Raw genomic sequence first — 12,195 nt, forward strand, 5'->3', positions numbered from 1 at the left:
ACAACTTATTGCAGCAGAGCAAGCTGAAAATGAGCGTTTAGAGCAAGAGCGTATTGCAACTGAAGAAGAGGCTGAGCGTCTAGAGCAACAGCGACTGACCGCAGAGCTTGCAGAGGAAGAAGCAAAGAAAGCGGAGAAACCTAAAAAAGAAGGCTTTTTCTCTCGTCTCAAAAAAGGCTTACTTAAAACTCGAGTTAATATTGGCTCTGGTTTTTCGTCAATTTTTAGCGGTAAAAAAATTGACGATGAGTTATTTGAAGAGCTAGAGACTCAGTTACTTACTGCTGATCTCGGTGTTGATACCACCATGAAGCTCATTGATAACTTAACTGATGCAGCCGATCGCAAGCAACTTAAAGATGGCGATGCGCTTTATGAGCTTATGAAACAAGAAATGGCAACTATGCTAAAAACAGCAGAGCAGCCTTTAGAAATACCAGCAGATAAAAAACCTTTTGTTATTTTAATGGTAGGGGTAAACGGCGTAGGTAAAACCACCACCATTGGTAAAATGGCCAAGCAATTCCAAAATCAAGGTAAGTCGGTCATGCTTGCTGCCGGTGATACTTTTAGAGCTGCAGCGGTAGAGCAGCTTCAAGTATGGGGTGAACGCAACAGCATTCCGGTAATAGCTCAACATACAGGTGCTGATAGTGCATCGGTAGTATTTGATGCTTTTCAAGCTGCAAAAGCACGTAATGTCGATGTGTTAATTGCTGATACAGCAGGGCGCTTGCAAAATAAAGATAACTTAATGCAAGAGCTTGAAAAAATAGCCCGTGTAATGAAAAAAGTAGACCCTGATGCACCTCATGAAGTGATGCTGACTATTGATGCTGGTACAGGCCAAAATGCAATTAGCCAAGTAAACCTATTTAATCAATGTGTAGGTTTAACAGGTATCACATTATCAAAGCTTGATGGTACTGCTAAAGGTGGGGTTATTTTTGCCGTTGCCGATAAGTTTAATATTCCTATTCGTTACATTGGCGTAGGTGAAAGTATTGATGATTTACGTACCTTCAAGAGCGATGACTTTATTGACGCGCTATTTAGTCAAGATGAGGACGACGCTTAATTTACCAAAAGGGAGCCTGCTCCCTTTTTAATTGCGAGGAATACCATTTTATTTAGAGCCTAAGGCTAACAATAAATTGGCAATAATAAAAAATGATAAATTTTCAGCAAGTAAGTAAAACCTATGCCGGTGGACACCGCGCGCTTGAAAAAGTGAACTTTCATATAAAGCCTGGCGAATTGGCCTTTCTAACTGGCCACAGTGGGGCTGGTAAAAGTACACTATTAAAGCTTATTAGCTTAATGGAACGTCCTTCTGCAGGAAACGTGTTTATTAATGGCGTGGATTTAAATAAATTAAATTCCCGTCAAATTCCGTATGCACGTCGCGACATTGGTATTATTTTTCAAAATCATCGATTATTAGAGCGATACACGGTATTTGATAACGTTGCTTTGCCCTTAATTATTGAAGGGACTCACCACAAGCAAATTGCCAAACGTGTGCATGGAGCGCTTGATAAAGTGGGCTTGTTAGATAAAGTGCGCTGTCACCCTTCTACACTTTCTGGTGGTGAACAACAACGAGTAGGGATTGCACGAGCCATCGTCAATTCGCCACCTATATTGCTAGCCGATGAACCTACCGGTAACTTAGACCCTGAATTATCAATGGAAATATTACGCCTGTTTGAAGACTTTAATAAACATGGCACCACGGTTTTAATTGCCACTCATGATTTGGGCTTAGTGTCACGGATGAAGTACCGCAGTTTAACGCTTCATGATGGACGAATGAGCCAAGATCCACTGGCTGAGGGGGTATTATGAGTTTACTGTTCAAAAGCCGTCAAAATAGTAATGATAAACAAAAAAAGTCAGTATTCTCTGGCGGTTACTTTTTTATTATTAATATTTTTCGCCAAGGTGTGTACAGTCTAGGAGAAATGTGGCGCACGCCATTGGCTTCAATGATGACCATTGCAGTACTCGGTTTGAGTTTAACGTTGCCTGCAACACTATATTTAGTGGTAAAAAATGTGCAGCAAGTGAGTAGTGGTTTTGAGCAAGCCAGCGAAATATCCTTGTTTGTAAAAGAAAATATGAGCGAGCAAGAAACGCAAACCTTAGTTAAACGTTTAGCGCTATATCCCGAAATACAAACTGTGACTTTTATTTCTCGCACTGAGGCTTTGGATGAGTTCAAAGAAATGTCTGGCTTTGGTCAGGCTTTAGAATATTTAGATACCAACCCGTTACCGAATGTAGTTTTAGTCACACCAACACAACGACATAGCCAACCTAATGCAGCTAAGCAATTGCTTAAAAAACTTGAAGCCGAACGCGAAGTTGACTTTGGTAAGCTTGATATTGCTTGGCTTGAGCGCCTAAATGCATTACTAAGTTTGTTAAAAGAGAGTGTAATTACTATTGCGCTATTATTACTTACCTCAGTGACGCTTATTATAGGCAATACAATTCGTTTATCTATTATGGATAAAAAAGAAGAAATACAGGTAATGAAGCTAGTAGGGGCAACCAATACCTTTATACACGCTCCCTTTTTATGGACTGGCATTTGGTATGGCGTGATTGGCGGATTGTTTGCCTTTATTTGTGTAGCATTAATGATGTGGTGGCTATCTGCTGCAGTAAGCAGTGTTGCAGGGGTGTATCAAACCAGTTTTACGCTAATAGGGCTTAGTCTTAATGAGTTTGGCGCGTTGGTATTACTTGCTACTAGTTTGGGTTTTATTGGTTCTTACTTATCGGTTAATCGTTACATCTCAGAAATAGAACCTGATAAGGTTTAGGGCTCTAATATAATTCTTAAAACTGTCATGTTTTAAGTTTAAAATAATAAAAAAGCCAAAGCAAAAAGGTTATTTTTGTTTTGGCTAAATCAATTCATAGGTTATTCAGTCGCCTAGCGTAGACTGACTTAACACTAAAAAAACCACTTGATTTATGATTCAAAAAAGTTTTAAATTCAAGTTAGCACTCTTACTAAAAGAGTGCTAAGATGGTTTCAAATGTTTATCACCGAGGTGAAAAATGAGTAAAGATTTATACGCAATGGCACTTACAGTTGGGCAACAAAGCGCAAGTATGGACGGCTACCTTCAAGCTGTTAGTACTATTCCTATGCTTAAAGTTGAGCAAGAGCAGGAACTTGCAAAAAGACTTCAGGAAGAAGGCGATCTTAGTGCTGCAAAGCAACTCATTATGTCGCATTTGCGCTTTGTAGCGCACATAGCTAAAAGCTACTCGGGTTACGGGTTACCTCAAGCTGATTTAATTCAAGAAGGTAACATCGGACTGATGAAAGCAGTAAAACGTTTTGACCCATCAGTGGGTGTACGTTTGGTTTCATTTGCCGTTCATTGGATTAAAGCCGAAATTCATGAGTTTGTGCTTAAAAACTGGCGTATCGTTAAAGTAGCGACGACCAAAGCACAACGTAAATTGTTTTTTAACTTACGTAAAAATAAAAAGCGTTTAGGTTGGTTTAACCAAGCTGAAGTGAGCACAGTAGCTAGCGAGCTAGGTGTGAGTGAAAAAGAAGTACGTGAAATGGAATCGCGTATGAGCGGCCAAGACATGGGCTTTGATTTAACTGGCGACGATAATGATGACGCGCCAACTAGTACTTACTCACCGGTACAGTACTTAACCGATGGTTCTGCTGATTTAGCTGACGACATTGAACAGCAACAATGGCAAGAACAGTCACATACGCGTTTATTTAGCGCTTTGAAAACTCTCGATGAGCGTTCTCAAGATATTGTTAGTGCTCGTTGGTTGTCAGACGATAAAGCAACACTGCAAGAGCTGGCTGAAAAATACAGCGTATCAGCAGAGCGTGTTCGCCAGCTGGAAAAAACAGCAATGAAAAAATTACAAAGCGCGATGAGTTAATCGCACTAAAAAACTGATTAAGCCCTGCATGAAAATGCAGGGCTTTTTTTTAACTAAAAAAGCTAACTAAAAAGGTTAATAGAAAGTATCGTTTTTCTTGTTCTGCTTACCTCTAGTCACATCTATGTATCTTTTAATTAAATATACGCTCTTTAAAATTAATGAATAAGTTTGGTTTTAATTTAAATACATGATTTTAGTTTGTTTTTAATTTGGGTATATGAAAATATTCGCGCACCTGAGCGACTTATCGCTCAAATCGTAGCCTAAATTAAGTCATTTAATTGCTGGTTTGTTGCCTTTCAATTTCATTTAACGCGAGTATTTACACTCAATATGAACTCATATTCACTAAAGAAAAAAATCTTGCTATCGGTCGTTCTTGCCCTAGCCGTTATTATTTTATTGCTGTCGTGGAATAGCTACACCTCTCAAAAAGCGTTACTGCTAAAAAGCAGTATTGATAACGTAAGCCAATCTGGTAAGCAACAGGCTACGAGTATTGAAGATTGGCTAGCTAGTCGCCAGCAGATAATTAAATCGGTTGCGAATAAGGTTGAGGGCAACACGCTCAGCGCACTTCAGCAAGCAGCATTTTCAGGTGGCTTTCAGTTAACTTACTTTGGAGATAGCAGCGGAAAAATGACTGACTCTGATCCCAGTATTGATCGCACCGGCTACGATCCGCGCACTCGTCCATGGTATAAACAAGCACTGCTTCAAAGTAGCACCGTAATTACCAAACCTTATTTAGATACCGCGTATAATCTGTTGGTTGTTTCTATTGCTAAAACCACGCAAAGCGGAGTGGTTGCGGGGGATTTATCGATTGAGGCCTTGGTTGATAGCGTCAATACAATGTCTTTGCCTGCGGATGGGTACGCCATTATGATGCATAAAGATGGCACTGTGATTGCCTACAAAGACGCTAGAAAAGTAATGGCAGATATTACGCGTATTGACTCGAAAATAAATCATCAATTAATTTTATCTAACAGTCAAAACGGTGAATTTACTCCTGTTTACTTTGAGAGTGAAGGCCGAGAGAAGCTAGTTTGGGGTGAAAACATTAACAATACAGATTGGCAGTTGTTGTTTGTATTGGATAAACAAACTTTAGAGGCTCCGCTTATTAGTTTATTGCTGACCCAATTAGTGCTGGTTGCAGTAGCACTTTTACTGAGTGTGTTGGCTATTTCATGGTTGTTGGGTGTATTGCTCGCTCCTTTGAGCCGAGTGTCGCAAGCTTTATCAACAATTGCAGATGGTAACGGTGATTTAACCCAGCGTATAACTGTTGATACGCAAGATGAAGTTGGGGTTCTGGCTGATAGTTTTAATCGTTTTGTTAGCAGCCAACATGAACTGATCAGTCATATTCGTCAATTAGCTACTGACTTAGACTTTGATGCAGAGAAAAGCTTGATCACCAACCAAAGCAGTGTCAGTGAGTTGCAGCGTCAGCAACAAGAAGTGGCTATGGTTGCTACCGCGGTCACAGAAATGGCGAGTGCAACCCATGAAATTGCCGCTAATGCAGAAAACACCGCAACCGCATCGCAACAATCGGCACAAAGTAGCCGTGAAGGTAAGCTGTTAGTTGATAAAACCAGAAACACGATTAATTCACTCGCGGGCGAAATAGACCAAACTACCACAGTTATTGGTGAATTAAGTTTGCATGCTCAGGCTATATCGAGCATTTTAACTACCATTCAAGAAATTGCTGAGCAAACAAATCTCTTAGCGCTTAATGCTGCAATAGAGGCCGCCCGTGCGGGAGAGCAGGGGCGTGGTTTTGCTGTGGTTGCAGATGAGGTGCGCGTGCTCTCAAGAAGAACACAAAACTCTACAGCCGAAATTTATACCACTATAGAAACCTTACAAAACACCACTAAAAAAGCAGTGAGCTTGATGGACAGCAGTAAGGGCTATGCCAACAATAGTGTGGATGATGTAAATGCTGCCGCACACGCACTAGAAGAAATTACTTTGGCGGTAAATGAGATTTCTGATATGGCGGGTCAAATAGCGGTTGCAGCAGAAGAGCAAACGCAAGTGACCAATGAAATTACTAGAAATACGGTTGCTATTAAAGATGTAACCGATGAAATAACTACCTCAGCTACCGCGCATTTAAGCCAAGCCGAAGTATTAAAAGACAGAGCTACAGATCTAAATGCCAAGGTAGCGACATTTGTTTTATAAATACCATACTTATAATTGAGTTAAATTAACTGTTGGGGTAAGGCGTTCGCTTACTCCATCAGTTTAATGAAATGGCTTGTTGTTGGGCTATTTGTACATACTTACGTTCTACCAGCTGTGATACTGGTACCAGTTCAAATCCTTGCTCGATTAATTGCGGCAAAGCTTGGCGTAAAAAATCGATAGTTTCGGGGTAGGGGTGTGCTATTGCAATGGCAAACTGATATTTAGTTGCTTTTGACTTTAGCTCTTCTAGCCTAAATTGTAGCTGCTCAGGGGTAGTTATATTATCTAAAAATACATGCCGACCAATATTTTCTACCCCCAAAAAGTTAGCTGCATTTTGCGCCTGGCTTAATTCGGTTGTTCGGCTATCGAGAAAATACAACTGACGCTTTTTAAGTACTTCCATGGTCCACTTCATTGCTTGGCTTTGCTGAGTGAGTGCAGAACCCATATGATTATTAACCCCTTTAACTTGTGGCAAACTCGCCAGTGCATTACCGAGTGTTTGTTGAAGTTGTGCTTTATCCATATTTAAAGTAAGCGCCCCAGGGCCTAGCTTTTTACCATTTAAAGCTTGCATAGGCACATGCAACAGGAGCTCTTTATTTGACTGACTAGCAAGGGTTGCAAATATTTGAGAATAGGGGGTATGAGGCAAAATTGAATAAGACAATTGCCCAGGTAAACTTAGGAATTCTAGGTCACGTTGATGATAACCTATGTCATCGATCACTATGGCTATTTGTTTGGCTTTAACACCATAGGGTGTAGCAAATAGGATTAAAAAAAGCCCAGCTAACACCATTAAACTTATAATTTTCACGTTTTATAATTTTTATTATCTTTAAATAGTTTACCGTTTTTATTGCATGCTAAGTAGCTGTTTTGCTTTTACTAACTGGATATCGGCTAATTCTTCAGCGTTAAAAACGGTGTTTTGTTCTGATTGTTCATTTTTTATTATAACGGCTTTATTTGTTTGTGGAAGTGTTGTTTGATTAATCGTCACATTTGGAGTTACGCCAATCCCTTCAATAGACTCTCCCAGTGGTGTAAAGTAACGTGCGGTGGTTAGTTTTAAGGCGGTATCGCCGTCGCCTAATGGAATAAGTGATTGCACTGTTCCTTTACCAAACGACTGACTCCCTACTATTTTTGCACGTAGATTTTCTTTTAACGCTGCAGCCAGTATTTCTGCTGCTGAGGCTGAATTTTCATTAATCAGGACAACAATCGGAGCACCTTTCAAAATATCGCCGCGTTTAGCGTAAAAAGATTGATTCGAATCATAAAAGCGCCCTTTGGTCGTTACAATTAAGCCATCTTGAAGAAACAGGTCTGCTATCGCAACTGCACTCTTTAAAGTGCCTCCCGGGTTATCTCGTAAATCAATAATTAGGCCTTTTAATGAATGGCCATAATGGTTTTGCATGGCGGCTATTTGCAAGGCAACTTCATGCAAAGTGTGATTAGAAAAGTTATTAATAGCGATATAACCGCTACCTGAGTCAAGTAGTTGCTTAGTTACACTCGTTAGCTTAATTTGTTTTCTACTTAGATTAAATATTAGCGGTGTTTGAGTGTTATTACGGGTAATACTTAGCTGTACTTTACCGTTAACACTGTCTTTGATGTATTGTGCAACTAAATCAATCGGACTATTTTCTACATAGTGCTTATTAACGGCAGTAATTATATCGCCTGAGCGAAGACCTGCTTGTTTGGCTGGTGAATTATTAATTACTTTAACAATCGTGGTGCGTTGCTCGATGCTTTTTACTTCTATACCTAGGCCGGTATAGCGACCATTCGTGTTATTAAATAATGCATTTAGCTCATTTTTATCTAAATACTTAGAGTAGGCGTCGAGCTTAGAGTATAAGCGTTCAAATTGAGACGAGTTGTATTCAATATACTCACTGTTTTGCAGTGCTAAATCATCAACGTAGTAGGTGTGAATATTAAACAGTATTTCATTTATTTTTTGGCTTTCTAAGTCTTTAACCGAGCTTGCATAGGCTGTATTTATAAAGCCAAAAAACACTAATAAAACAAATAAGATAAAACAAAAGCAGGGTGCACGCTTTTTCACAGAGGTTTTTTGTTGGCAAATGTGTGTGTTTATCATAACTGCCTCTAACAGGATGCAGCTATTTTGATATTAAATACGCCTGCACCATTTTATGGGATTAACAGCACGCCCTTTATGACGTATTTCAAAGTATAGACCAGAATCGGCTTGTCCACCGCTTTGCCCAACTAATGCAACACTTTCACCTTCTCTGACCATATCACCCACGTCTTTTAGCAAGGTTTGTGCGTGTCCGTATAAGCTCATAAAACCTTGACCATGGTCAAGTACGATTACCCAGCCATAGCCTTTTAACCAATCAGCAAACACTACTTGGCCATTATCAATGCTATTAACAGAAGTCCCTTCAGATGCAGAAATTAATACACCTTTCCAGTTTATTCCGCCGTGCTTACGTTGGCCAAACCTATGCGCTAATTTCCCTTTGCTCGGCCAGTTTAATTTTCCTTTATTACGATTTAAGCCAAGTAGTTCAATTTTTGTGACTTTTTCTTCTTCTTCAAGTTCTTTGATAGTTGCAATTAGAGTTTGTTCGTTTTCTTCTAAATAGCTAATGGAATTTTTGGTTTTATTTAACTGCTTTTTTAGGTTTTGTAAGCTTGCTTGGCGCTCATTTTTAGCCCCAAGAAGTGCTGCTTGTCGTCTTTTTTGTTCTTCAAATAAAGCAACCAGCCTCTCTTTTGTTTTCGCAAGCTCAGCTTGATTTTTTGCAATCTCAACTTGCAGTGCTTTAAGATCATCAAGTTGCTTTATACGAGCTTTATTTAGGTAGTTATAGTAGCTAAGTGTGCGTTCAAATTTGGCGGTATCTTCTTGGTTAAGTAGCATTTTTGAATAGTCATCGCTACCTGCCATATAAGCACTTTTTAACTGTGCTGCTAAAATACGTTGAAATTGGGCTTGTTGTTTTTCAAGCTTTGCCGCGCGTTGTTGTTGCTCTGCTTGCTGTTGTTGTGTTTTTTTAACGGATTGCTCAGCCATATTAAGTGCTTTAGCGTTTTTCGCTATAGCGAGCTCATGTGTTTTTAGTTTTTGCTGCTGTTTAGCTATTTCTTTTTGCTGTTGTTGAAACTCAGCTTGGCTTTGCTCTAAAGCAACTTGTACTTGGGATAGGTCTTTTTTGGTACGATCTTCATTAGCCACTGCAACGGCAGTGGCTAATGAGTTTAGTACACATATACACGCAATGATGCGGCATGCGCTTTTATTCATAAATTATTTCAACACCATAATTGGCGAACCGGTCATTTCTGCAGGTTGTTCCAAACCCATTAAATGCAGCATAGTAGGTGCAACATCGCTCAAGGCTTTACCGGTATGCGCTTGTGCGTCACGACCTACATAAATAAAGGGTACTGGCTCGCTAGTATGTGCTGTGTGCGCTTGGCCTGTTTTAAGGTTTGCCATTTGCTCTGCATTACCATGATCAGCAGTTATTAGTGCTTCTCCACCATATTCTTTAAGGGCATCAACTACACGACCAATACAGCTATCTACTGCTTCACAGGCTTTAACTGCCGCTTCAAATACACCTGAGTGGCCGACCATATCGCCATTAGGGTAGTTACAAATAATGGCATCATACTTTCCACTTTTTATTGCTGCAACGAGTTTATCGGTAAGCATTTTTGAGTTCATTTCTGGCTGTAAATCATACGTTGCTACTTGAGGAGATGGGATCAGCTCGCGAGTTTCGCCGTCAAACTCATTTTCGCGTCCGCCACTAAAGAAAAAGGTAACGTGGGCATATTTTTCAGTTTCAGATATACGTAGCTGAGTTTTACCTTGTTTTTCAAACCATTCGCCAAGTACGTTATTAAGCGGCGTTGGGCCAAAAGCCACTGGCGCATCAATATCAGCAGCGTACTCAGTCATCATCACAAAGGCACTAAGCTCGGGCGATTTTTTCTTATTAAAGCCGTCAAAATCAGGTTCGACAAAGGCGCGAGTGATTTCGCGTGCGCGGTCTGCTCTAAAGTTGGCAAATATAATGGTGTCGCCATCATTTACTTTTACTGATTCGCTACCTTTTGGGGTAATAGTACTTGCTGCTACAAATTCGTCATTTTCATCGCGCTCATAAGCCGCGTTAAGTGCGTTTACGCCATCTTCATAATCAAAGTCGCTTTCACCTAGGGTGATTAAATTATACGCTTTTTCAACACGGTTCCAGCGGTTGTCTCTATCCATGGCATAGTAACGACCAATTAATGAGGCTAAACGGCCACATTTAAGTTCGCTAAACAAGGCTTCAATACGCTCAATTGATGCTTTAGCGCTGCGTGGGGCAGTATCTCTGCCATCTAAAAAGGCATGAAAGTACACCTCTTTAGCGCCGCGTTTTGCAGCCAATTGTATACTCGCCACAATATGATCTTCGTGACTATGAACGCCACCAGGGCTTAGCAGTCCCATAATATGAACGGCTTTGTTGGCATGAACAGCTTTATCAATGTTTTCAACCAGTGCAGGGGTTGTATCAAATTCGCCATCATCAATGGCTTTTGTGATGCGAGTAAAATCTTGATACACAATACGACCAGCACCTAAATTAACATGGCCAACCTCAGAATTACCCATTTGACCACCAGGAAGACCCACATCTAAACCCGATGCTGAAATTAATGTATGAGGGCGAGTTGCCCAAAGCTCATCTAACACAGGGGTATTAGCAGCTAAAATGGCATTACTTTGCTCATCTTCTCTGTATCCCCAGCCATCTAAAATCATTAATACCAGTGGTTTTTTATGCTCTGTCATAGTCACTCCTGAATAATTAGCGTTGCTAAAATACACGCTAACATTAATGCCAACATGCCAAGCTTAAGCATACCGTGTTTTATAGCTAGGATCAGCAATGAAAAGAAGATATTAAAAATTTTCAATGAGCTCACTCTCTCAATTGAATATTTTAAAGGGTTAGGTTATTTTTCAGTTAAAAGAGCACTACATTGTGGCTTTCACGCGTGCTTAAACTCGCATTTTTAGCTGATTTGGGTATACTTGCGCGGCTAATCCCTACTTTATTCAAGTATTGAATAGGTTTGTGGGGTAAGTTAAGCCTATGTGTAGGTAAAACTCAGAGTAGCCTAGCAGTGCTCTAAATTGACTTATTGATGAGTGGCTGCTCATTGTGTAAGTACAATAAATATGAATTAAATATCTAAAACACCTTGTTTTAGCATGTAACTTTATAGTGGAAGTCGAATGGATCAATATATTGAATTTGTCTCAAATCATCCAATTCTAAGCCTAGCTTGGGTTGCGATTGCGTTTCTTATTGTTAGTGGCGCAATAAAAAGTAAATTTTCAGCAATTCGTCAGATCAATCCTCAGCAGTTAACGTTACTTATTAACCGCGAAGACGGTCAGGTTGTTGATATGCGCGGGCAAAAAGAGTTTAAAACAGGTCATATTGCCGGTGCTGTGCACTTAAACCCAGAAAAAGCTAAAGAATCTGATTTCTCAACCCTTGAAAAGTATAAGAGCAAACCCATTATAGTGGTATGTGCTGCAGGCATGACTGCCTCAGGTGTTGCAACCGCAATGCATAAAGCAGGCTATGAACAGGTTTATGTTTTATCTGGCGGTATGGGTGCGTGGCAATCAGCAAGTCTGCCAACAACAAGCGGTCGCTAATATCTCTTAGCTAAACCGATTAAGGATTAATTATGAGTAACGTTGTTTTATACACCAAAGGATATTGTCCTTTTTGTCATCGCGCATTAGCGCTGTTAGACAGCAAAGGTGTAGAATACACAAACATTGATATTGGCGTTCAGCCAGAGCTTCGCGATGAAATGATCGCCAAAGCCGGTGGCGCAAGCACGGTTCCACAAATTTTTATTAACGATGAACACATCGGTGGCTGTGACGACATGATGGCACTAGAAGCACAAGGTCACCTTGACGCTAAGCTAAGTGCTTAATTTAATTTATTATAATAAATAACA

Annotated in this window: 11 protein-coding genes; 7 read left to right on the top strand and 4 right to left on the bottom strand. The window is 40.0% G+C overall.

Annotated features, from left to right (window positions below):
* The 5 genes from ftsY to CWB77_RS12840 all read left to right on the top strand — a co-directional run.
* On the top strand, window positions 1–1,078 hold a 1,078-nt coding region (gene ftsY / locus CWB77_RS12820), incomplete at its 5' end, for a signal recognition particle-docking protein FtsY (protein ID WP_138623029.1).
* A 92-nt stretch (window positions 1,079–1,170) separates the two neighbouring features.
* Window positions 1,171–1,848 (top strand): cell division ATP-binding protein FtsE, encoded by a 678-nt coding sequence (ftsE, locus tag CWB77_RS12825; protein WP_008114891.1) that lies wholly within the window; start codon window positions 1,171–1,173, stop codon window positions 1,846–1,848.
* Window positions 1,845–2,831 (top strand): permease-like cell division protein FtsX, encoded by a 987-nt coding sequence (gene ftsX, locus CWB77_RS12830; RefSeq protein ID WP_008114892.1) that lies wholly within the window; start codon window positions 1,845–1,847, stop codon window positions 2,829–2,831. Before ftsE ends, ftsX begins: the two co-directional genes overlap by 4 nt.
* A gap of 241 nt (window positions 2,832–3,072) precedes the next feature.
* The gene (rpoH, locus tag CWB77_RS12835; protein WP_008114893.1) at window positions 3,073–3,936 is read left to right on the top strand and encodes an RNA polymerase sigma factor RpoH; all 864 of its coding nucleotides are present in this window, start codon (window positions 3,073–3,075) and stop codon (window positions 3,934–3,936) included.
* Between the two features lie 336 nt (window positions 3,937–4,272).
* Complete coding sequence (locus CWB77_RS12840; RefSeq protein WP_138571117.1) at window positions 4,273–6,144, top strand: methyl-accepting chemotaxis protein; 1,872 nt, start codon at window positions 4,273–4,275, stop codon at window positions 6,142–6,144.
* Between the two features lie 58 nt (window positions 6,145–6,202).
* Here the strand turns inward: CWB77_RS12840 and CWB77_RS12845 are convergent, their stop codons facing one another.
* From CWB77_RS12845 to gpmM, 4 genes are read right to left on the bottom strand one after another with little or no spacing between them, the layout of a single operon-like run.
* The gene (locus CWB77_RS12845) at window positions 6,203–6,955 is read right to left on the bottom strand and encodes a divergent polysaccharide deacetylase family protein (RefSeq protein WP_041709615.1); all 753 of its coding nucleotides are present in this window, start codon (window positions 6,953–6,955) and stop codon (window positions 6,203–6,205) included.
* A gap of 57 nt (window positions 6,956–7,012) precedes the next feature.
* Window positions 7,013–8,278 (bottom strand): S41 family peptidase, encoded by a 1,266-nt coding sequence (locus tag CWB77_RS12850; RefSeq protein WP_138623031.1) that lies wholly within the window; start codon window positions 8,276–8,278, stop codon window positions 7,013–7,015.
* A 33-nt stretch (window positions 8,279–8,311) separates the two neighbouring features.
* Window positions 8,312–9,454: a murein hydrolase activator EnvC family protein gene (locus tag CWB77_RS12855; protein WP_138571119.1), complete on the bottom strand. Its 1,143-nt coding sequence runs from the start codon at window positions 9,452–9,454 to the stop codon at window positions 8,312–8,314.
* Between the two features lie 3 nt (window positions 9,455–9,457).
* Entirely contained in the window at window positions 9,458–11,002 is a 1,545-nt protein-coding gene (gpmM, locus tag CWB77_RS12860) for a 2,3-bisphosphoglycerate-independent phosphoglycerate mutase (RefSeq protein WP_138623033.1), read from the bottom strand.
* Between the two features lie 447 nt (window positions 11,003–11,449).
* Between gpmM and CWB77_RS12865 the strand changes: the two genes are divergently transcribed.
* Entirely contained in the window at window positions 11,450–11,881 is a 432-nt protein-coding gene (locus CWB77_RS12865) for a rhodanese-like domain-containing protein (protein ID WP_010391832.1), read from the top strand.
* A 32-nt stretch (window positions 11,882–11,913) separates the two neighbouring features.
* Window positions 11,914–12,171, top strand: a complete 258-nt coding sequence (grxC, locus tag CWB77_RS12870; RefSeq protein ID WP_010391834.1) for a glutaredoxin 3 — start codon at window positions 11,914–11,916, stop codon at window positions 12,169–12,171.
* The last annotated feature ends 24 nt before the right edge of the window (window positions 12,172–12,195 follow it).

Source organism: Pseudoalteromonas sp. S1610, from assembly GCF_005887465.1.
Lineage (GTDB): Bacteria > Pseudomonadota > Gammaproteobacteria > Enterobacterales > Alteromonadaceae > Pseudoalteromonas > Pseudoalteromonas undina.

Bases quoted from the DNA above. Each gene is read 5' to 3' on its own strand.
- ftsE (WP_008114891.1), top strand. From the start codon at position 1,171: ATGATAAATTTTCAGCAAGTAAGTAAAACCTATGCCGGTGGACACCGC.
- ftsX (WP_008114892.1), top strand. From the start codon at position 1,845: ATGAGTTTACTGTTCAAAAGCCGTCAAAATAGTAATGATAAACAAAAA.
- rpoH (WP_008114893.1), top strand. From the start codon at position 3,073: ATGAGTAAAGATTTATACGCAATGGCACTTACAGTTGGGCAACAAAGC.
- CWB77_RS12840 (WP_138571117.1), top strand. From the start codon at position 4,273: ATGAACTCATATTCACTAAAGAAAAAAATCTTGCTATCGGTCGTTCTT.
- CWB77_RS12845 (WP_041709615.1), bottom strand. From the start codon at position 6,955: ATGGTGTTAGCTGGGCTTTTTTTAATCCTATTTGCTACACCCTATGGT.
- CWB77_RS12850 (WP_138623031.1), bottom strand. From the start codon at position 8,278: ATGATAAACACACACATTTGCCAACAAAAAACCTCTGTGAAAAAGCGT.
- CWB77_RS12855 (WP_138571119.1), bottom strand. From the start codon at position 9,454: ATGAATAAAAGCGCATGCCGCATCATTGCGTGTATATGTGTACTAAAC.
- gpmM (WP_138623033.1), bottom strand. From the start codon at position 11,002: ATGACAGAGCATAAAAAACCACTGGTATTAATGATTTTAGATGGCTGG.
- CWB77_RS12865 (WP_010391832.1), top strand. From the start codon at position 11,450: ATGGATCAATATATTGAATTTGTCTCAAATCATCCAATTCTAAGCCTA.
- grxC (WP_010391834.1), top strand. From the start codon at position 11,914: ATGAGTAACGTTGTTTTATACACCAAAGGATATTGTCCTTTTTGTCAT.